Raw genomic sequence first — 19464 nt, 5'->3', positions numbered from 1 at the left:
GATCTCTATTTTCCACACGGCCGCTTTAATTAAATTGATATTATATCAAAACAGACGTAATAATCGATAAAATTACAGTTTGTGGCAGAAGGTATACAGTTTACATCCTGCGATATGCCTCTACTTTGCGGCAAATATAAACAGCTTTGAGGAACCGATCATGGCCGATTTCAAGAAAATTCTGATTGCAAACCGTGGCGAGATCGCCATTCGCATTATGCGCGCAGCCAACGAAATGGGCAAAAAAACCGTTGCTGTTTATGCCGAGGAAGACAAGCTGGGCCTGCACCGGTTTAAGGCTGATGAGGCTTACCGCATTGGTGAAAATCTGGGTCCCGTGGCCGCCTATCTGTCGATCGAAGAAATCATCCGCGTTGCCAAAATGTCAGGCGCCGACGCCATTCATCCAGGCTATGGCCTGCTGTCAGAGAACCCTGATTTTGTAGATGCCTGCACCAACAACGGCATCACATTCATTGGCCCCAAGGCCGAAACAATGCGCAAACTCGGCGACAAGGCCTCGGCCCGCCGCGTCGCAATGGAAGCGGGCGTGCCGGTTATTCCCGCGACCGAAGTTCTGGGCGACGACATGGCGCTGATCAAAAAACAAGCCGCTGAAGTGGGCTATCCGTTGATGCTGAAGGCGTCATGGGGTGGTGGTGGTCGTGGCATGCGCCCGATCATGAACGAAGGCGAGTTGGAAGAAAAAGTCCGCGAAGGCCGCCGTGAAGCCGAAGCCGCATTTGGCAATGGCGAGGGCTACCTCGAAAAAATGATCATGAAGGCGCGCCACGTCGAGGTGCAAATTCTGGGCGATAGCCACGGCCAGATCTACCACCTCTGGGAGCGCGATTGCTCGGTGCAGCGACGCAATCAAAAAGTCGTCGAGCGCGCCCCCGCGCCCTATCTTTCTGAAACCCAGCGCGAACAAATCTGCCAATTGGGCAAGAAAATATGCCAGCATGTGAACTATGAATGTGCCGGCACAGTCGAGTTCCTGATGGATATGGACAACGGCGAATTCTACTTCATCGAAGTCAACCCGCGCGTTCAGGTCGAGCATACCGTGACAGAAGAGGTCACAGGCATCGATATTGTGCGCGCCCAAGTTCTGATTGCAGAAGGCAAATCAATCGTCGAGGCCACTGGCTGCGCCTCGCAGTATGACGTCAAACTAGACGGCCACGCCCTGCAATGTCGCGTTACCACCGAAGACCCGCAAAACAACTTTATCCCCGATTACGGCCGCATCCAGATGTACCGGTCTGCCACGGGTCCGGGCATTCGGCTAGATGGTGGCACCGCCTATTCCGGCGCGGTCATCACCCGCTATTATGACAGCCTTCTGACAAAAGTGACCGCACGCGCGCCGACCCCTGAAATGGCCATTGCGCGCATGGACCGTGCCCTGCGCGAATTTCGTATTCGTGGCGTGTCTACCAACATCGCCTTTGTCGAGAACCTGCTTAAGCACCCGACCTTTCTAAACAATGAATACCACACAAAATTCATCGACGAGACGCCGGGCTTGTTCGACTTTAAAAAACGCCGCGACCGCGCGACCAAAATCCTGACCTATATCGCTGATATCACTGTGAACGGGCATCCCGAAACCCAAGGCCGCGCAAAACCGCACGCTGAGGTCAAGCTGCCCAAAGCACCTGTAAAGTCCCTGCTCGAAGTGCCCGCAGGCACACGCACCCTGCTTGATGCAAAAGGCCCGACGGCCGTTGTCGAATGGATGAAAACCCAAAAACAACTGTTGATCACCGACACCACGATGCGCGACGGGCACCAGTCCCTGCTCGCTACGCGGATGCGTTCGATTGACATGATTAATATTGCCCCGACCTATGCCAGCAAAATGAACCAGCTATTCTCGGTCGAATGCTGGGGTGGTGCCACGTTCGACGTCGCTTACCGGTTCTTGCAAGAATGCCCGTGGCAGCGCCTGCGCGACATTCGCGCCAAGATGCCAAACATCATGACGCAAATGCTGCTGCGCGCCTCAAACGGCGTCGGCTACACTAACTATCCCGACAACGTGGTGCAATCTTTTGTCGCCCAAGCAGCCGACAGCGGCGTAGACGTGTTCCGCGTGTTTGACAGCTTGAACTGGGTGGAAAACATGCGCGTCGCAATGGACGCCGTGATCGCATCCGGCAAAATCTGCGAAGGCACAATCTGTTACACAGGTGATATGCTCGACCCTGCACGGTCGAAATACGACCTGAAATACTACGTCGGCATGGCCAAAGAATTAGAGGCCGCAGGCGCACATGTGCTTGGCCTCAAAGACATGGCAGGGCTGCTGAAACCCGCCGCCGCCACTGCCCTGATCACAGCCTTGAAAGAAGAGGTCGACCTTCCGATCCACTTCCACACCCACGACACATCGGGCGCCGCCATCGCGACCGTGCTTGCCGCCTCCACTGCGGGTGTGAACGTGGTCGACGCGGCCATGGATTCATTTTCTGGCAACACCTCGCAGCCCACCCTCGGTTCTATCGTGGAATCCCTGAAAGGCTCGGATCGCGACACTGGGCTCGACGTGAAAGCAATCCGCGAAATTTCGAACTACTTCGAGCAAGTCCGCGAGCACTACGCAGCGTTTGAATCTGGCCTGCAAGCCCCCGCGTCCGAGGTTTACCTGCACGAAATGCCGGGTGGCCAGTTCACCAACCTCAAGGCGCAAGCGCGGTCCTTGGGCTTGGAAGATCGCTGGCACGAGGTCGCCCAGACCTACGCCGACGTGAACCAGATGTTTGGTGACATCGTGAAAGTAACGCCGTCGTCCAAAGTGGTTGGCGACATGGCCCTGATGATGGTGAGCCAAAACCTGACACGTGCACAGGTCGAAGACCCAAGCGTAGATGTTGTGTTCCCCGACTCTGTGATCGACATGATGAAAGGCAGCCTTGGACAACCCCCGGGCGGCTGGCCGGTCGATGTGCAAAAGAAGATCCTTAAAGGTGAAAAGGCCATAAAAGGTCGTCCTGGTGCACATCTGAAACCTGTCGATCTGGAAGCAACCCGCGCCGATCTTTCCACGCAACTAGACGGCCGCGTGATCGATAACGAGGACCTCAACGGCTACCTGATGTATCCCAAAGTGTTCCTTGATTACATGGGCCGCCACCGCACCTACGGCCCCGTGCGCACCCTGCCGACCAAGACGTTCTTTTATGGCATGACGGCAGGTGAGGAAATCAGCGCCGAGATCGACCCCGGTAAAACGCTAGAAATCCGCATGCAGGCTGTGTCCGAAATCAACGAAGATGGTGAGGTCAAAGTGTTCTTCGAATTGAACGGCCAACCGCGCACGATCCGCGTGATGAACCGCGCCGTGACCGCGACCAAGGTGAGCCGTCTCAAGGCCGAAGCAGGCAACGAAAACCATATCGGCGCGCCGATGCCGGGTGTTGTGGCGACCGTTGCCGCAGCTGTCGGCAAGAAAGTCAAAGAAGGCGACCTGCTTCTGACCATCGAAGCGATGAAAATGGAAACAGGTATTCACGCCGAACGGGACGCGGTGATCAAGGCGGTGCATGTGCAAGCAGGTAGTCAGATCGATGCCAAGGACCTGATGATCGAGCTGGAATAAACGCCCGAAACATCCCCCCGCAAGCGCTTGTGGGGGGACGACATTTGCACGCCCCCGATCGCTATTGCTAATCTATGTGGCGACGGGAAACATGATGCTATGGGGTTGCGCCGGACCTCGCGGCGAATCGTCGAGAGTGTGCGCGCGCGGTTTAGCGGAATAGCTAATCCTGGTCGGATACTTCATTTCCAACACTTCATCTTTGCCGAAAGATTAAAGCGTTGATTGCCCCTGTTGAGGCCAAGCCAATGGCAGAACATTGCGGCCCCTGCCCGATTACCGGTTACTATCAATCCAGCGCGAAAGCATTTCTTTGTTCCGGAAATACTCGTCAGGGACTTGGCGGCGTTTGATCATGGCGATCCGCTCTGCGTATGCGACTTGCTTGGACGTGGGGCGTCCGTCGGTCTGTGGTGCGGGGGCCTGTGACTGGGTTTGAATCCATGCGCTGAGTTTGCGCCGATCACCGCGCAGTTCGACAGGCACTGACACATGGTTGCGTAGCGCAAGCGTGCGCGCAAATGAGAGTTGTTTTTCTGTGGCAGGCAAAAGCAATTGTTCCATTTTAGAACCTCCTACATTTATCCATCAATAGATAGAACAAAAGTGGAACATTGTCAATATGGGCTGATTTTACGGTGTCGCACGTCGTGACACTGCGGGGTTGATGAAAGGGGGCAACGCGTTGAAAGATCGCCGTGTTATTACACCGATAGTCGAAATGCTAGATTCTGGCAGCACGCGCGGCGTTACAGTGACCGTGGACAAAAGCAGCGGCCGCAAGGTTGCTTGATTTTGAGAATCTCGACAGTTCAGGCTGTGTCACGGGCGAGCCGCGTGCGGGCTTTTGTGGTTTAGTCCAGATTGGGTGCCCACGCATCGTCAAGATGTTGGGATAAAACATGAAATTCAGCAAAATGACGCCGCGAAATCGAATTAATCGTGAAAATCTTTGCCTAAGTGCTTTTTAGCCCTTGCAGCCCCGCGCAACTCTTTCTAATAACCCCCTACGAAACGGATGCGGGCGTAGCTCAGGGGTAGAGCGAAACCTTGCCAAGGTTTAGGTCGAGAGTTCGAATCTCTTCGCCCGCTCCAGTTTCGTAGTCTTGCAAAAGACTTACAAAAGGCCACCTTCGGGTGGCCTTTTTGTTTTTTGATATCATCTTTTGATATTCAAGGGTGACAGTGAAAACCCCATCTTCGTGTCCGGCGTTCTTCCGTCGCTGTCGATTATTGCGTAAGCCGCCTATGCGCGAATGCAAGGGATCACGCCCTTGCGCGCGGATGACCAAACAGATTCGTATCTGCACACCCACTGCTACACCGGACTTTGCTCCGGTCGAAAATTGCCAAATCGTTTTGGCGCAAGGTGCCGAGGCCGAAACAGTCTATTCCGGCCCACTGGCGGTTATGGTCCTGACACCACAGGTGCCTGCCCATTTGCACTCTGGCTATATTTTCGCGACACCCGTTTGGAGATCACCACAGCCCGTTTTCAAAACGCCTTAAATGTCAGCGTGGTCAGCGTTCGCTCGATTCCCTCTACATCCATCAGATGATCGTTCAGGTATTTCCCCACATCTTCACCCTCGGGGATATACAGCTTCATCAGCAAGTCATGCTCGCCACTGGTGGAATACAACTCGGAATGGATTTCCTTGAGCGCAATACCGTCCGCGACTTTATACGTCGTGCCTGGGCGGCAACGGATTTGCACGAATACACATGTGGTCATTTGATCGTCCTTTTATTGATGCCGCACGCTGGCATGACGGGCACAGGTCGCGCAATCCCTGAAACGAGACCTTGGCCCTTTGCGCCCTGCCCCTTATAAGCGCCTTAACAGCCTTTGGAGACAGACATGCGCCAAGCCACGATCACCCGCAAAACCGCCGAGACCGACATCACCGTGACCCTGAACCTTGATGGTACAGGCGTTTACGACAACCAGACCGGCGTTGGCTTTTTTGACCATATGCTTGACCAACTTTCGCGCCACGCGTTGATCGACATGACCGTGCGGGCCTCGGGTGATTTACACATCGACGACCACCACACCGTCGAAGATGTAGGCATCGCTATCGGGCAAGCGCTGACGCAGGCCATGGGCGACAAAAAAGGTATTGTGCGCTATGGTGCCTGCCACTTGGCGATGGACGACGCGCAGGTGCGTTGCGCCCTTGATCTGTCTGCGCGCCCCTACCTGATCTGCAATTTGGACCTGCCGTATGGCAAAATCGGCACCTTTGACACCGAACTGGTGCGCGAGTTCTTTCAGGCGCTCAGCACACATGGCGGCATCACCCTGCACATCGACAAGTTACACGGTTTTAACGCGCACCACATCGTTGAGGCCGCGTTCAAATCCGTGGCCCGCGCCCTGCGTGACGCCCTCGAAACCGATCCGCGCAAGGCGGATGCGATCCCGTCGACCAAAGGCATGTTATGATTACCGCGCTGGTCGATTACGACAGCGGCAACCTGCACTCGGCTCAAAAGGCGTTCGAGCGTATGGCGCGGGAATACGACGCGGGCGAGGTCATCGTGACCTCCGACGCTGACGTGGTGGCAAAAGCCGACCGCATTGTGCTGCCCGGCGATGGGGCATTCCCGCACTGTCGCGGTGAGCTGTTTGGCCGCTCTGCATTGTCGGAGGCAATCACCCTTGCCGTGACCCGCCGCGCGGTTCCGTTCATGGGGATCTGCGTAGGTATGCAAATGCTGGCGACCACAGGCCATGAATACGAGCCGACCGCGGGCTTTGGCTGGATCGCGGGCGATATTCGCAAAATCACCCCCACCGATCCCGCCCTGAAAATACCGCATATGGGCTGGAACGAGCTGGTCATCGACGCGCCGCATCCTGTTCTTGACGGCATTGCATCGGGCGAGCACGCCTATTTTGTGCATTCCTACGCGATGGACGTGGTGAACCCTGCCGAGCGCATCGCGCATGTCGATTACGCAGGCGAGATCACCGCAATCGTCGGACGTGACAACATCATCGGTATGCAATTCCACCCCGAAAAAAGCCAAGGGGCAGGTCTGCGCATGATCGGAAATTTCCTGCGCTGGAAGCCCTAGATCGATTTCGGCGCGATTCATTTATCAGCTTAGGCGCATTTCTGGTCAGTGATTCCATGCGCACGAGGCAAAAGCCACGCGTGACCTTGGGCGGAATTTTGCGCTTTGTGCGGATGTCCGCCTGTCACGGCGACATCCATATCAACCGGAATGACGCGTCATCCGAGGAACAATCAGGCCATCTGAAATGTGCGTTGGCGCATTTCATGGCCTCCTACCGCCCCCTTACAAAACGCGCCTGACCTGACCTGCGGCGCCTATTTTCATCAATGTGAAATTCTTATGACTTTGTACAAGTTGCCCGCGCTGAGCAGTTTCTTACGGGTGTGCAGGCAGGTGAAACACGCCTGCTTTCGCAGGGAAAAATCGGGCGGATCAACGCGTTGATGATGGCTTGCGGACATTATGACGCGTCCGGTGAATTTGCGCTTCGCTTCGGGCTGCCGGACAAAAGCGGTCTTGGCGGCGGCATTATTGTGGTGGTGCCGGACAAGGCCAGCGCGGCCGTTTGGTCGCCTGACTTGAACACGCGCGGCAATTCCAGATTGGGGCCACTCGCGACGGCGCGACTGGCGCGCGCGACGGGCTGGTCGGTCTATGGTTAAATTTGCGGGGTAGACAGGTCCCCTGTGCTGGGACAATGTCCGCGCAGATTTAACAACTTTTGGTTCCCTCATGCCTGTTTACCGCCCTGCGATTTTTGTAATTGGTCTTTGCGCCGCGCTTTCTGCCTGTGCAACGACCCCGAGCCAGCCGACTATTGTCTCTGCCAGCTTTGCCGAAAGCAACTATCGTGGGTTGGGAAACCAGCCGGCGCTTTATCCGGGTGAAACCGCCGAGATGCGCGTGCTGGTCAATAAATATGCAAAAATTCATGGCATCCCTGCCTCGCTTTTGCACCGCGTTATTCAACGCGAAAGCGATTACCGTGCACATGCGCGCAGTGGACCATATTACGGCTTGATGCAGGTTTTGCCCGCCACAGCGCGGGGCATGGGATTTCGGGGCAAGGATAGCGATCTGCTGAACGCTGAAACCAACCTCATGTGGGCAGGTAAATATCTGCGCGGCGCATGGCTTTTGTCGGACGGCAACGAGGCGACTGCAGTGGGCTGGTATGCACGCGGCTATTACTACGAGGCCAAGCGTCAGGGGATGTTGGTCGAGACGGGCCTACGGGCCGGATAAAGGCCCCAAACCGCACGGGATCAGGGCCAACGATTGGTTACTGAACCCGCGCCCAGCCTTGCGCCGCACAGATCAAGCCGCCCGCAACGCAGCCCTTAAGTGTCAGTGCATTGCCCGAAACAGACATTTTGCCGACGTAGGTTTTGTTATTGGACGGACGCCAGACCTGGCCTTCGTAGCTGCCGTCACCTGCTGGCACCATGCTGATCACAATCTGTTTGCCCTTGTTTTCAGACTCGTATTCCGTGCCGCCATTCTGGAATGTGCGGGTGATCGTGCCACAATAGGCTGCGCCGCAGGGCGCAACGGTGACATGGGCAAACGAGCCGTCATCGACTTCAGTCTGCCAGATACCCTCCGCAGGATCGGCCAGTGCAGGTGTCGCGAGCACCACTAACGCGACCGCTGTCTTCAGAATTCTCATCATTTGGTCTCTCTCCCTAAGTGATACGATATCCTGCGCGGTGCATGCGATTCCAATCAAGTCTGACGTTGGGTCCGTTGCAATTCGGCACAGCACATGCATAAACGCAGCAACCCACATAATAAGGTAGTCCTGCCATGATCCTATACCCTGCGATTGACCTCAAAGACGGCAATGCCGTGCGCCTTGTGCATGGTGATATGGACCAGACCACCGTGTTTAACGACGATCCTGCGGCACAAGCGCTTGAATTTGTGGCGGCTGGCTGCGAGTGGCTGCATTTGGTTGATCTGAACGGTGCGTTTGCGGGTGAGCCGGTGAACGCCGCCCCTGTTGAGGCGATTTTGAAAGCCTGCAAGGTGCCCGCGCAACTTGGCGGCGGCATCCGCGACATGGCCACAATTGAACGCTGGATCGACAAAGGGCTGGCGCGGGTTATCCTTGGCACGGTTGCAGTCGAAAACCCCGATCTGGTGCGCGAAGCCGCCCGCGAATTTCCGGGAAAAGTGGCCGTCGGGCTAGATGCGCGCAACGGCTTTGTCGCAACACGCGGCTGGGCGGAAGAGACCGACATTCAGGTGGTGGATCTTGCCCGCCAGTTTGAAGACGCGGGCATCTCTGCCATTATCTACACCGACATTCTGCGTGATGGCGCGATGAAAGGGCCGAATATCGATGCGACTGCCGCGTTGGCCCGCGCTGTCAACATTCCGGTCATTGCATCTGGAGGGGTGTCGTCGATGGCCGATCTGACTGCGTTGAAAGCTACAGGCGTGATCTCGGGCGCAATATCGGGCCGCGCGTTATATGATGGGGCGATCAACCTTTCGGATGCGCTGACCGCCCTCAAAGCTTAGTTAGCCGCGATGGCCTTGTCGGTCAGGCCGTTCAAGGCGCCGTTCACCTTGGTCACAATGTCGGCGTCAGCGGCGATATCAAGGCCGTCAAACAGATCCTCGGCGGGTGTCCACATCATTTGTGTGGTCCCGTCAGCATCCGCATAGGCCAGCACGCGCAATGGCAGCGCCAGACCTGCACGGATATCAAGCTCCATCGCGTCTGTGCCAAGCATAGGGTTGCCAAAGATCAAAAGCTGGGCGTCTGGCAGTGACTTATCCACCGAGGCCGCACCCGCAGCATGATCGACGCGTGCAAAAACGGTAGCGCCCGCACCCTCAACCGCTGCAACCAAACCGTCGATCGTTTCTGTCACTGACAGCGGCGACGTCTTTACTACATCTTCTGCCAACGCAGGGCTTGCCACAGCCAATAGACCAGCAATTACGATATTTTTCATTCAAAATCCCCTCATTACAGTTACACCCAATTAACTCACCCCCTTCCCCTTTGCAGTCAACCCGCTTAAACCTCACATTATGTTGAAAACACGTATCATCCCCTGCCTTGATGTCGCCGAAGGGCGCACCGTCAAAGGCGTGAATTTTATTGATCTGATCGATGCGGGCGACCCTGTTGAACAGGCGATTGCCTATAATGCGGCAGGCGCGGACGAATTGGTGTTTCTGGACATCAAAGCGACCCATGAAAACCGTGGCACGATGTTTGATCTGGCCACTCGCACGGCAGAGCAGTGTTTCATGCCGCTGACCATCGGTGGCGGTGTGCGCACGCATCACGACGTGCGCGACTTGTTGTTGGCTGGCGCGGATAAAGTGAGTTTCAATTCCGCCGCAGTCGCCGATCCGAATGTCGTGGCAGAGGCCGCGATGCGTTTTGGCAGCCAGTGCATTGTGGTGGCGATTGACGCCAAAACCGTGGCACCGGGCAAATGGGAAATTTTCACTCATGGCGGCAGGCGCGCCACCGGCATCGACGCGGTGGAATTTGCGCGTACTGTTGTGGAAAAAGGTGCAGGTGAAATTCTGCTGACCTCGATGGACCGCGACGGGACAAAATCAGGCTTTAACCTGCCCCTCACGCGCGCAATTTCTGACGCTGTGCATGTCCCCGTCATCGCCTCTGGTGGGGTCGGTACGCTTGATCACCTCGTCGAAGGGGTAACCGAGGGGCATGCTTCTGCCGTTCTCGCCGCCTCGATTTTCCATTTTGGCACCTTCACCATCGCACAGGCCAAGGCGCATATGGCCGCCGCAGGTATTCCAGTGAGGTTATCATGACATTAGACGATCTTGAAGCCGTGATCAAAGCGCGCAAGTCCGCAGACCCGGACAGCAGCTGGACCGCAAAACTGTTATCCAAAGGCGTCGAAAAATGCGCCGAGAAATTTGGTGAAGAATCAATTGAGGCCATCATCGAAGCCGTCAAAGGCGACAAGCCTGCGCTTGCGTCTGAGGCCGCAGATGTGCTGTATCACCTGATGGTCATGCTCGCGGCCGCAGACGTGCCACTGGCCGACGTGATGGACCTGCTTGATAAACGCCAGTCGCAATCAGGCATCGCCGAAAAAGCGGCGCGCAGTTAAACTTGCGATGGTTTGGGGCCAGCTCCGAACAGTCGCGCAAATTCGATTTTCGGACATAGATTTTGCACTACATCAACGCCGCGCGCCTGCGCGACTTGTGCGCTTGCGTCATGCGTCACACCAATCTGCATCCAGATTGTGGATAAATCCGGCCAGCGGGCCAACGCGGCATCAACAATCGCGGGCACTTCCTCTGAACGGCGAAAAATATCCACCATGTCAACGTTATCAGGTACGCTTTGCAAATCGGCATAGACCGGTTCGTCAAACATCACCTGCCCCGCAAGTCCAGGGTTCACGCCAATCACGCGGTAGCCTTTGGATTTCATGAACTGCGCCACCCCATAGCTCGGACGGGCCGGATTCGCAGACAGGCCGACCACCGCAATGGTCTGCGTGCGTGTCAGAATCTCGCTTAGAAATGTATCATTATACTTCATGTTCACTCGCTACTCCTTATCAGCGCAGAAAAAAAGCGCTCGGGTTCACCCCGAGCGCAGTTTTGGAACGAGGGACAATCTGTCAAAGCGCGCATGTTCCGATACGGCGCTTCCACTCAAGGATCTATGCTTGGGGTATCCGTCTTCCAATGCTGATCAGGAAAACGTGAACGGGGCGTTAGCTATAGCTCTCAAAAATATTGTTCACCGATGTTCCGAATCTTTTCAAAAACCGTACGGTCAAAGCGGCTCTGGTGCCGCACTGCCGATACGTCGTAAGTTTTAACGCGGCCATCGACCGGTCGGTTTATGATCCCTTAGCCGCATAGAGGGCGACTGCGGCTGCGTTCGAGACGTTGAGCGAGCCAAATCCGCCCGCGGCGTCAATCCGCACCAGTGCATCACAGGTTTCAAGCGTCTTTTCGCGCAAACCCGGTCCTTCCGCGCCCATTACCAGTGCGATGGCGCGGTTGCGTTTGCCTTCGACGGCTTGCTCGATCGTCATCTCTGCGTCGCCATGAAGGCCAATCACAAAGTAACCCATGTCTTTCAGCGAGGTCATCGTATCCGCCAGATTCCTTACCCGCAGATAAGGTTGACGCTCTAACGCGCCACTTGCGGTTTTTGCCAAAGCACCGGTTTCGGGGGCTGCGTGGCGCTGCATCGCGATCACGGCGCGCGCGCCGAATACTTCCGCAGAGCGCAAAATCGCACCCACGTTATGCGGATCAGTCACGCGGTCCAGCAGCACAAGCCGCGCAGGCGCGTCCCCTGCCCCTTTGCCAAGGGCGATATCCTCGACCGAGCCCCAGTCAAGCGGCTTTACTTCCAAAGCGGCGCCTTGGTGCACCGACTGCGGATCAAGGGGGGCTGCGAATTTGCGCGGGTCGCAGACCTCTGGTTCCATGCCGCTGAACGCTACGGCGTCACCGAGTTTTTCCAGTGCATTGCGCGTCACCACCAGCCTGACACGGGTACGTGCAGGATTCATTAGCGCGTCGCGCACGGCGTGAAGCCCGAACAACCAGACAGTCTCGTTCGCCGCCACACGCTTGGCTTGCTCCTTGGCAATCACCCACTTTGGTTTTTCCATGTCACTTTACCTTTTTTGCTGCGTGGACAGCCCACGATTTAAGCCACGCGATAGCCTAGTTTTGCATCCCTGTGAAGCACCGCTGCCAAGTTGTGCATTTTGCGGTTGACGACTGCTATCCCCACGTTTAATCAGCCCCTTGTTGGGCGATAGGCCGCAAGGTGTGGCAGGAGACTGTAACTCTCTCGCGGAGACGCACGCCTGGTTCGATTCCAGGATCGCCCACCATTCCACTTGATATCAGTGGCTTAGAACGTTTGGCTTTCCGGTGCGACAAACTGGTGAGACAATCTCATGCGTCATTCAGCTTATTTAAGCATATCAAGACACGGCATTTTATACTTCCGTTTGCCGATTCCGTGCCGCCTGCACCCTGACGGCAAGAACACTGATGTGAAGTTTTCACTCAGAACACGGTGCCCACTCGCTGCATCGCGACTATCCCGCCTGCTGATCATCGCTGGACAATCAATGCTGGCGCGGCCAACTGTCCAATCCATGAAGTATCCAGACATTCGGCTGCACGTCCAGAACCACTTTCGTGACCGCTTGGCAAAGTTCAAGATTCGCGTTACTGAGTCCGGTCCAATTGGCGACGAAAGGGTATTGGGCCTCACGGCCGTCATAGGAGTAGCTGAGAGCGATCAGCAGACATTTCTAGTTACATATACCTAGACGATAACGAGCGCCTGCTGCGCGAGCTCTGCGAGCAAGAGGGTATTGCCGAGACTCCGAACCCAGAGGACCGACGATTGATCCTTCACGATTTTCAGAAGGCTTATTTGCAGCGCGCAAAGGCCGCACTTGCGCATAATGCTAACTATTCTGAATTTGATCTTGGAAATAAACCCCTAGCTACCCCAAGCGACAATATTGAAGACACCAAACCTAATGACAGATTAAACGACGTCGCTGACAGCCACATACTAGAGGGGCAACGGCCCGGACTGTGGATGGCCAAGACCGTCACTGAAAAACGAGATGCACTAAAATTGCTAGGGCAACTAACTAAAAACAAATACATTGCTGAATTTACTAAAGCTAATGCTAGGGCGGTAAAGGACGTCCTACAAAGACTGCCCAAGAATCGAAACAAATCCCCAGCTACCAAGGGACTCACTCTCGATAAAATGTTAGCGATGGAAAACCTGCCAATTGCCTCTATTCGCACATTGAACGGTTACATGAGCAACTTTCAGTCATTCTTTAAGTGGGCCGTTGAGCAGGGCTATGTTGCGGACAACGTATTTGAAGGTATGCGGTTTCGTATGGTTAAGCGTGACAAGGCATCCCAACGCGATGCTTTCAAAGCACCGCAGCTTAAAGTGATGTTCGGGCATTTGACCGAAAACCCTATTGGCTTGGTAAGCAAGGATGAGCACAAGTGGGTGACGCTGATTGCAATGTTTACAGGCGCACGGCTTAATGAAGTTGCGCAGCTTGAAGTGCACGACTTGAGGTGCCCCTAGATTTGTAGACGCTTTGCTTGGTAATTTTGGAACCAAGGAGAGACGGATATGACCAAAGGAATACGGTTTACAGACGAGTTCAAACAGGACGCTGTGGCGCAGGTTGTTGAGCGTGGATATGCGGTCAGCGAAGTCGCCGAGCGGCTGGGGATAAGCACCAAGTCGCTGTACACTTGGAAGGCGCAATTTGCGAAGTCGCCACGTGTCAGATCGGAGGTTGCGGAGCAGGCTGCTGAGATCAGACGGTTGAAGCGAGAGCTGGCCCGCGTCACCGAGGAACGCACAATCTTAAAAAAGGCGACCGCGTACTTCGCGCGAAAGTCTCAGTGAGGTACGCGTTTATTGAGGCTCATCGTGCGGAGTTTTCGGTGCGGTCGATGTGTCGTGTGCTGGCTGTGCATTTCAGCGGGTTCTATGCATGGCTTAAAGAACCGTTAAGCGTACGCGCGCTTGAAGATGCGCGGCAGACAGAGCTGATCCACCAAGCATGGACAGATAGCGGGAAGGTCTATGGCTATCGGAAGCTGGCCGATGATCTACGTGATGCTGGCGAGACCTGCTCCGAGAGAGGTGGTCGCGGATTTTCGGACCAGTTGTTAAGGTGGATCGCATGACGAAAGAAGTGATCCCAAATGACAAAACGAAAGAACCATTCGCCCGATTTCAAAGCCAAGGTTGCGCTTGAAGCAATCCGCGAGGAGATGTCGATGGCGGAACTGTCCAAAAAATATGGCGTTCATCCGACCCAGATAGGGACTTGGAAACGGGCGGCGATAGAGAATATGGCGACGGCATTTACGCGCAAAGGTTCAGCGCCCGATGGGGTAAGTGCCGTTGACGTCGACAAGCTGCATTCCAAGATAGGTCAGCTTGTTGTGGAGCGAGATTTTTTGGCGGATGCCTCGCAGCAGTTGCTCGGGATGCGAGGCAAAAAATGGTGAGCCGAGATCATAAGTTAAGCATGCGTAAACAGTGCGAACTATTGCAGTTGTCGCGTTCGCGGCTTTACTACCAGCCCGTCGGCGAGAGCGCTGAGAACCTGCGGTTCATGGAAATCATCGACAAACAGTTCCTGGAAACGCCTTGGTATGGATCGCGTCAGATGGCCCGGTACATGAAGCGCAACAATCACCAATGTGGCCGCCACCGGATCCGGCGCTTGATGCGGCTTATGCGTCTGGTTCCGATCTATCAGGAGCCCAACACAAGTAAAAAGCATCCGCATCACAAGATCTGGCCTTACTTGCTGAGGAATGCGGCAATTGACCGCCCAAATCAGGTTTGGTGCGCAGATATTACCTACATACCGATGCGACGCGGCTTCCTGTATCTCGTGGCGATCATGGATTGGCACAGCCGCAAAGTGCTTTCGTGGCGGCTGTCCAACAGTATGGATGCAGACTTTTGCGTCGAGGCTTTGAAAGAGGCGCTCGCCAAGCACGGCACGCCGGAAATCTTCAACACCGATCAGGGCAGCCAATTTACCAGCGGCGCTTGGATCGACGTGCTGGTCGACGCAGACATCAAGATCAGCATGGACGGAAAAGGCGCATGGCGCGACAATCGCATGATCGAAAGGCTCTGGCGATCGTTGAAGTATGAATGCGTCTATTTGAATGCCTTTGAGACAGGCTCGGAAATGCGGGCTGGGATCGGCAAATGGCTGACGTATTACAACTCTGAGCGCCCGCATTCAACTCACGGCATATTGACCCCAGATGAGGCCTATGTCAGCAAAACAGAACCAATGAGATTAGCAGCCTAAATAAAACCCAGATCCACCTTAACAAGGATGTAAACTGGTCTAAAATCTAGGACCACCTCTATAAACAAGTTCGCGCTTTAGGCCATTGTATAGCTAAGTAGGTATTTTAGTTTAACAGGCACGCTTCATCTTCAAAACACTTCTAACCCGATGAAAAAGGTATATGACTAGATAACGCTAAGTATAAGCTAGTCTATAGATAACGCCGCTTCGGACGACTACATGGAAATGGTGCGTGGCCATCTGGGTGAGCTTGTAAGCAGCATGGATGAAGAAGAGCTTGCCCGGGAGGCCGATAATTGGGCACGACAACGTGGCGCACGATCCGGGCGGGTGGCTGCTCAGTTTGCCCGACATGTTGCCACTCAAATGGCGACCCCGCGATGATGCACAACCGCATCATGCCTTTGTACGGTCCGGTTGACAACTTTGTCTTGCGCGGTGGGAAAAAGGCACTGATCCGTATCCTTGACCCACCGGCCTGGAATAAGTAGAGGCTGGCATTGGATAGGATTAATCCGGTCCCCCCCAACCGATCACATCGGCTTGCAGCAGCAGGCTGCTAAGCTCAACAAGACTTTAAGGAAATATGATATGAAAACGGGCACACCTCTTCCAAACGCAACCTTCAAAACACGCGTGCGCGACGAGGCGATTGGTGGCGAAAACCCCTATCGCTGGAGTGACCGGACGTCCAAAGATTTGTTCTCGGGAAAGCGCGTGTTGTTAATCGGATTGCCCGGCGCATTTACGCCAACATGCTCGAATCGTCAGTTGCCCGCTTTTGATGAGCTGGCCGAGACCTTCAAAGAGCAGGGAATTGACGCAATCTATTGCGTATCCGTCAACGATGCCTTCGTGATGAAGCAATGGGCGGATCACCTAAAACTTAAAAACATTAAGATGATCCCTGATGGTTCCGGGGACTTTACGCGCCGTCTTGGCATGCTGGTCCGCAAGGATAATTTGGGATTTGGGCTACGCTCATGGCGTTATGCGGCGGTGATAGCAGACAGTCTCGTCGAAGGCTGGTTTGAAGAGGCTGGCATTTGTGACAACGCAGAGAGCGATCCCTACGAAGCCTCAACGCCCGAAGCAGTCCTGCAGTGGTTGCGCGACGGTCGTAAAGAAAAAGCTGCGTAGAAACTGTAGACACGCCGTTACGCGCGGGGCGATTCTTTGATCGCCAAGTTTCGCAGGGTTGCCAATGGTTGAGCCACAACTTCAAACACTATTGGCATCGGTCATGACCTCTAGAGACGGGGCATCCGGCACGCTTATATCCAGCGTTACATGCCCCGTCTCAACCACAAGATATCCGTGCAATCCCAATGCGTTTGCGGCGCCTTTGATAAGCTCTCAAGGTAGCAACCGTTTATTACAAAGCCCGATGGTCTTCCTGTCAGCCGTAGCAACCGTCTTGTTCTGGCTTGAATAATCAATGGAGCTGTCGCGCTTTCGTGCCGCCCCAAGTGCTCGTTTAAGCCACCTTGCGTTCGAAGGCGACCGGGCTTTTCCAACCCAATGCTGAGTGGCGGCGTCGCGGATTGTAGAACCCGTTGATGTATTCGAAGATGGCATCTCAGCCTTTCTGCGGGTTTCCCATGTATCGCGCCAGATCAATTCCGCTTTGATGGTTTTGAAGAACGTTTCGACAACCGCATTGAAGCTCCTATATTCGTCAAGTTGCGATTTGATCTGTTTTCGATACACAGAGCTGGCTGTAGATTTCGCGGACGATGTAGCGTTTCAGGCATCGAATTATCTCGCTTTTGCTCTTCCCGTCTTTCGTGCGTTTCTTGACATATGCAAGTGTCGGTTGGTGGCTTCGCATTCTAACGATAGCAACACGATAGAGTGCTGCGTTGGCCTGTCGATTGCCGCCTCTGTTTAACCGGAAGCGGTGTGTTTTGCCGCTGGAAGCTGGGATTGGGCAAACACCGCAGAGCTTTGCCAATGCTGCTTCCGAACGGATGCGCGTTGGGTCGTCGCCAACGAGGATTAGCATCTCTGCGATTGTCAGTGTTGCTATCCCATGAGATACCATCAGGTCTGGTGCGCGTTCGGTGACAAGGCGTTCCAGTTCCTTGTCGTGGGCAATAATTTCTTCATGCAGCCACAGCCACCGGCGCGCCAATGCCCGCATGGCGGCTTTTGCTGAGGCCAATGGCGTGTCGATATCGCCAGGCCGAAAGGCCGCAATATGCCGGATCAACGCGACTTTCCCTCGAATTGGATCCAGTGCCTCCCGAAGATCAGCAGGTGCATTAATGATCAACGTCTTCAGCGTTACCATCGCCTGTGAGCGTGATTTAACGCCAGTATCGCGTGCAATCTTCAAATGTCTGATCATTTCGGATGACCCTGTTTGTGTCTTGGGTCGCGCTGTTGCCTGCCCAGAAAGAACGGATCGTGCAGCGCCCTCTGCGTCCAAACTGTCTGTTTTACCTTGCGTGTATCGCAGCTGTCGGTTTGGTCGTGTGACCTCAATGACATTGTGGCCTTGAGCCAACAAAGACCGGGATAGGCCCGCACCATACGAACCAGTCCCTTCGATTCCGAATGCTAGAACGTCCCCAAAAGACTGCGACCAGCGTTCCAGCTCCAAATACCCTTTGGGATTGGTGGGTATAGATAATGCGGCCAAACGGGTGCCTTGCGTATCGATTGCGACGGCAACATGTGTTGCTTTGTGTGTGTCGATGCCAATAATGATTGGATGTGTAGTCTTCATGATGCCCTCATTGCTAAGAATGCCCAGGCACCGATCCGAGGGGACAGGACTGTGATGGTACGCTGACCGTCAGGCTCCTATAAAGTCACATCTCGCCCGTTGCCGGGGCGACTTGACGGTCGACACGTCAACGCAATGACACGCAGTCAATCGTAGCATGGGTCAGGCCATCAAGCCGCAATACCATACTCACAGTCATAGCAATTACCCTTTGCCGCTCATGGACACTTTGAAGCCGTGCTGTCTCAGGATTTTTTGATAGTCGTGCGAACAGTATTGCGACCCGCGATCCGTGTGATGGATGCAGCCCTTTGGCGGCGCTCGGAAGGCGATGGCCATGTTCAATGCCCAGATCGCCAGGTCCCGCTTCATCCTGTTGCTCACCGCCCAACCGATCACGCGCCTTGAATGCAGGTCCAGTATTACAGCGAGATACAGCCATCCTTCGCGCGTCCGGATATACGTGATGTCACCGGCCCATTTCTGGTTTGGTTGATCAGCCGTGAAGTTACGATCCAGCAGGTTTGGCGCAATGTTGAACTTATGATTGCTGTCCCCCTCTCGGCAGATTGCTTTGCAATCGCCTGCCGGGCAGTGGTTGTCGCCTTATGTTTGCGGGTTCTAATGACGGATATGCCGTTCTGGCGCATCAATCGGCCCACGCGACGATGGCCAATATCCAGGCCAATCTCTTTCAATTCCTCAGTCATGCGCGGCCTGCCATAGCTGCCAAGGCTGAGACGAGATTGTTCCTTTATGTGGGCCAAAGTCACCATATCAGACCGTTGCCTACGGCTTGCAGGCCGAGTGCGAAACGCACGCAGACCACGCGGGCTGACATTCATAACATGGCACATCCGGCCAACAGAAAATGCAGATCGGTGTTCTTCGATAAACTTAAACCTCACGGCTTTTGGCTTGCAAAGATCCCTCTCGGGACATTGCTGCGCAATACCCTGCGGTCGGCGCACCGTGGCCTTTTTTAAGATTTACCGCTCCTCCTTGAGAATACGGTTCTCGCGCCGGAGGCGGTCATTCTCTTGAGCCAGTCCCAACTCTTCTTTCGACACCACCTCTGTGTCTCGATGTGCCGTGATCCATTTGTTCAGCGTCGACATCCCGACGCTAAGATCGCCAGCCACTTGCTTGCGTGTCAGCCCACTGGTCAGCGCGATGCGCACCGCATCTTGGCGGAATTCGTCCGTCCGTTTCAGTCCCAT

At 54.9% G+C, this 19464-nt stretch carries 19 protein-coding genes, 2 tRNA genes and 4 pseudogenes; 16 read left to right on the top strand and 9 right to left on the bottom strand.

Features of this window, described 5'->3' with window-relative positions; genetic code table 11:
- Positions 1-160 precede the first annotated feature (160 nt).
- Positions 161-3604 carry a pyruvate carboxylase gene (pyc, locus tag ACXLHR_RS03020; protein WP_458790053.1) on the top strand — a complete coding sequence of 1148 codons (3444 nt, stop codon included), beginning with the start codon at positions 161-163 and terminating at the stop codon, positions 3602-3604.
- Between the two features lie 276 nt (positions 3605-3880).
- Here the strand turns inward: pyc and ACXLHR_RS03015 are convergent, their stop codons facing one another.
- Entirely contained in the window at positions 3881-4168 is a 288-nt protein-coding gene (locus ACXLHR_RS03015; protein WP_458790052.1) for a hypothetical protein, read from the bottom strand.
- Positions 4169-4624: 456 nt separating this feature from the next.
- Here ACXLHR_RS03015 and ACXLHR_RS03010 point away from each other — a divergent pair.
- Both ACXLHR_RS03010 and ACXLHR_RS03005 read left to right on the top strand, forming a co-directional pair.
- A tRNA-Gly gene (locus tag ACXLHR_RS03010) sits at positions 4625-4699 on the top strand.
- Between the two features lie 189 nt (positions 4700-4888).
- The gene (locus ACXLHR_RS03005) at positions 4889-5113 is read left to right on the top strand and encodes a hypothetical protein (RefSeq protein WP_458790051.1); all 225 of its coding nucleotides are present in this window, start codon (positions 4889-4891) and stop codon (positions 5111-5113) included.
- Here ACXLHR_RS03005 and ACXLHR_RS03000 read toward each other — a convergent pair.
- Positions 5100-5339: an Lrp/AsnC ligand binding domain-containing protein gene (locus ACXLHR_RS03000; RefSeq protein ID WP_458790050.1), complete on the bottom strand. Its 240-nt coding sequence runs from the start codon at positions 5337-5339 to the stop codon at positions 5100-5102. The two genes, ACXLHR_RS03005 and ACXLHR_RS03000, sit on opposite strands and share 14 nt — an antisense overlap.
- A 126-nt stretch (positions 5340-5465) precedes the next feature.
- On the opposite strand from ACXLHR_RS03000, the gene hisB reads away from it, so the two are divergent.
- The 4 genes and pseudogenes from hisB (at position 5466) to ACXLHR_RS02980 (ending at position 7876) form a co-directional block, all read left to right on the top strand.
- The gene (gene hisB, locus ACXLHR_RS02995) at positions 5466-6053 is read left to right on the top strand and encodes an imidazoleglycerol-phosphate dehydratase HisB (protein WP_458790049.1); all 588 of its coding nucleotides are present in this window, start codon (positions 5466-5468) and stop codon (positions 6051-6053) included.
- Positions 6050-6688 (top strand): imidazole glycerol phosphate synthase subunit HisH, encoded by a 639-nt coding sequence (hisH, locus tag ACXLHR_RS02990; RefSeq protein WP_458790048.1) that lies wholly within the window; start codon positions 6050-6052, stop codon positions 6686-6688. The genes hisB and hisH overlap by 4 nt, the downstream gene beginning before the upstream one ends.
- Positions 6619-7293: pseudogene (locus ACXLHR_RS02985) on the top strand (glutaminase). The gene hisH and the pseudogene ACXLHR_RS02985 overlap by 70 nt, the downstream one beginning before the upstream one ends.
- 70 nt (positions 7294-7363) lie before the next feature.
- A complete protein-coding gene (locus ACXLHR_RS02980; protein WP_458790047.1) occupies positions 7364-7876 on the top strand; it encodes a transglycosylase SLT domain-containing protein in 513 nt (170 codons plus the stop codon).
- A 37-nt stretch (positions 7877-7913) separates the two neighbouring features.
- Here the strand turns inward: ACXLHR_RS02980 and ACXLHR_RS02975 are convergent, their stop codons facing one another.
- Positions 7914-8300, bottom strand: a complete 387-nt coding sequence (locus ACXLHR_RS02975) for a DUF2147 domain-containing protein (RefSeq protein ID WP_458792461.1) — start codon at positions 8298-8300, stop codon at positions 7914-7916.
- 137 nt (positions 8301-8437) lie between these two features.
- Here ACXLHR_RS02975 and hisA point away from each other — a divergent pair, with 137 nt between their 5' ends.
- Positions 8438-9157, top strand: coding sequence for a 1-(5-phosphoribosyl)-5-[(5-phosphoribosylamino)methylideneamino]imidazole-4-carboxamide isomerase (gene hisA / locus ACXLHR_RS02970; RefSeq protein WP_458790046.1), 720 nt, complete (start codon positions 8438-8440; stop codon positions 9155-9157).
- Here hisA and ACXLHR_RS02965 read toward each other — a convergent pair.
- Positions 9154-9597, bottom strand: a complete 444-nt coding sequence (locus tag ACXLHR_RS02965) for a DUF302 domain-containing protein (RefSeq protein ID WP_458790045.1) — start codon at positions 9595-9597, stop codon at positions 9154-9156. The genes hisA and ACXLHR_RS02965 overlap by 4 nt on opposite strands.
- Positions 9598-9676: 79 nt before the next feature.
- Between ACXLHR_RS02965 and hisF the strand changes: the two genes are divergently transcribed.
- Both hisF and ACXLHR_RS02955 read left to right on the top strand, forming a co-directional pair.
- Entirely contained in the window at positions 9677-10438 is a 762-nt protein-coding gene (gene hisF / locus ACXLHR_RS02960; RefSeq protein WP_458790044.1) for an imidazole glycerol phosphate synthase subunit HisF, read from the top strand.
- Positions 10432-10743: a phosphoribosyl-ATP diphosphatase gene (locus tag ACXLHR_RS02955; protein WP_458792460.1), complete on the top strand. Its 312-nt coding sequence runs from the start codon at positions 10432-10434 to the stop codon at positions 10741-10743. The genes hisF and ACXLHR_RS02955 overlap by 7 nt, the downstream gene beginning before the upstream one ends.
- Here ACXLHR_RS02955 and ACXLHR_RS02950 read toward each other — a convergent pair.
- Positions 10740-11183 (bottom strand): CoA-binding protein, encoded by a 444-nt coding sequence (locus ACXLHR_RS02950; RefSeq protein WP_458790043.1) that lies wholly within the window; start codon positions 11181-11183, stop codon positions 10740-10742. The genes ACXLHR_RS02955 and ACXLHR_RS02950 overlap by 4 nt on opposite strands.
- A gap of 307 nt (positions 11184-11490) precedes the next feature.
- Entirely contained in the window at positions 11491-12276 is a 786-nt protein-coding gene (gene rlmB / locus ACXLHR_RS02945; protein ID WP_458790042.1) for a 23S rRNA (guanosine(2251)-2'-O)-methyltransferase RlmB, read from the bottom strand.
- Between the two features lie 144 nt (positions 12277-12420).
- On the opposite strand from rlmB, the gene ACXLHR_RS02940 reads away from it, so the two are divergent.
- The 6 genes and pseudogenes from ACXLHR_RS02940 (at position 12421) to ACXLHR_RS02915 (ending at position 16653) form a co-directional block, all read left to right on the top strand.
- A tRNA-Tyr gene (locus ACXLHR_RS02940) sits at positions 12421-12504 on the top strand.
- A 524-nt stretch (positions 12505-13028) separates the two neighbouring features.
- Positions 13029-13745 (top strand): hypothetical protein, encoded by a 717-nt coding sequence (locus tag ACXLHR_RS02935; protein ID WP_458790041.1) that lies wholly within the window; start codon positions 13029-13031, stop codon positions 13743-13745.
- A 48-nt stretch (positions 13746-13793) separates the two neighbouring features.
- Positions 13794-14323 (top strand): annotated as a pseudogene (locus tag ACXLHR_RS02930) (transposase); the annotation flags it as partial.
- 54 nt (positions 14324-14377) lie between these two features.
- A protein-coding gene (locus ACXLHR_RS02925) for an IS3 family transposase (RefSeq protein WP_458789667.1) occupies positions 14378-15510 on the top strand; the annotation gives its coding sequence in 2 pieces (ribosomal slippage) (positions 14378-14657 and positions 14657-15510; 1134 coding nt in all).
- 195 nt (positions 15511-15705) lie between these two features.
- On the top strand, positions 15706-15897 hold the full coding sequence (locus ACXLHR_RS02920; RefSeq protein ID WP_458792459.1) for a DUF815 domain-containing protein: 192 nt from the start codon (positions 15706-15708) through the stop codon (positions 15895-15897).
- A 207-nt stretch (positions 15898-16104) separates the two neighbouring features.
- Positions 16105-16653: a redoxin family protein gene (locus ACXLHR_RS02915; protein WP_458792458.1), complete on the top strand. Its 549-nt coding sequence runs from the start codon at positions 16105-16107 to the stop codon at positions 16651-16653.
- Between the two features lie 337 nt (positions 16654-16990).
- Here ACXLHR_RS02915 and ACXLHR_RS02910 read toward each other — a convergent pair.
- The 3 genes and pseudogenes from ACXLHR_RS02910 to ACXLHR_RS02900 form a co-directional block, all read right to left on the bottom strand.
- Positions 16991-17175: pseudogene (locus tag ACXLHR_RS02910) on the bottom strand (IS3 family transposase); the annotation flags it as partial.
- A 16-nt stretch (positions 17176-17191) separates the two neighbouring features.
- The gene (locus tag ACXLHR_RS02905) at positions 17192-18244 is read right to left on the bottom strand and encodes an IS110 family RNA-guided transposase (protein ID WP_458790040.1); all 1053 of its coding nucleotides are present in this window, start codon (positions 18242-18244) and stop codon (positions 17192-17194) included.
- Positions 18245-18438: 194 nt separating this feature from the next.
- Positions 18439-19464: pseudogene (locus tag ACXLHR_RS02900) on the bottom strand (IS3 family transposase); the annotation flags it as partial.

The sequence above is a fragment of the Yoonia sp. MH D7 genome (assembly GCF_054439475.1).
Note: the sequence above shows the minus strand (reverse complement) of the source record. Positions and strands in the feature narration are given on the sequence as shown.

Bases quoted from the DNA above. Each gene is read 5' to 3' on its own strand.
- pyc (WP_458790053.1), top strand. From the start codon at position 161: ATGGCCGATTTCAAGAAAATTCTGATTGCAAACCGTGGCGAGATCGCC.
- ACXLHR_RS03015 (WP_458790052.1), bottom strand. From the start codon at position 4,168: ATGGAACAATTGCTTTTGCCTGCCACAGAAAAACAACTCTCATTTGCG.
- ACXLHR_RS03005 (WP_458790051.1), top strand. From the start codon at position 4,889: ATGACCAAACAGATTCGTATCTGCACACCCACTGCTACACCGGACTTT.
- ACXLHR_RS03000 (WP_458790050.1), bottom strand. From the start codon at position 5,339: ATGACCACATGTGTATTCGTGCAAATCCGTTGCCGCCCAGGCACGACG.
- hisB (WP_458790049.1), top strand. From the start codon at position 5,466: ATGCGCCAAGCCACGATCACCCGCAAAACCGCCGAGACCGACATCACC.
- hisH (WP_458790048.1), top strand. From the start codon at position 6,050: ATGATTACCGCGCTGGTCGATTACGACAGCGGCAACCTGCACTCGGCT.
- ACXLHR_RS02980 (WP_458790047.1), top strand. From the start codon at position 7,364: ATGCCTGTTTACCGCCCTGCGATTTTTGTAATTGGTCTTTGCGCCGCG.
- ACXLHR_RS02975 (WP_458792461.1), bottom strand. From the start codon at position 8,300: ATGAGAATTCTGAAGACAGCGGTCGCGTTAGTGGTGCTCGCGACACCT.
- hisA (WP_458790046.1), top strand. From the start codon at position 8,438: ATGATCCTATACCCTGCGATTGACCTCAAAGACGGCAATGCCGTGCGC.
- ACXLHR_RS02965 (WP_458790045.1), bottom strand. From the start codon at position 9,597: ATGAAAAATATCGTAATTGCTGGTCTATTGGCTGTGGCAAGCCCTGCG.
- hisF (WP_458790044.1), top strand. From the start codon at position 9,677: ATGTTGAAAACACGTATCATCCCCTGCCTTGATGTCGCCGAAGGGCGC.
- ACXLHR_RS02950 (WP_458790043.1), bottom strand. From the start codon at position 11,183: ATGAAGTATAATGATACATTTCTAAGCGAGATTCTGACACGCACGCAG.
- rlmB (WP_458790042.1), bottom strand. From the start codon at position 12,276: ATGGAAAAACCAAAGTGGGTGATTGCCAAGGAGCAAGCCAAGCGTGTG.
- ACXLHR_RS02915 (WP_458792458.1), top strand. From the start codon at position 16,105: ATGAAAACGGGCACACCTCTTCCAAACGCAACCTTCAAAACACGCGTG.
- ACXLHR_RS02905 (WP_458790040.1), bottom strand. From the start codon at position 18,244: ATGAAGACTACACATCCAATCATTATTGGCATCGACACACACAAAGCA.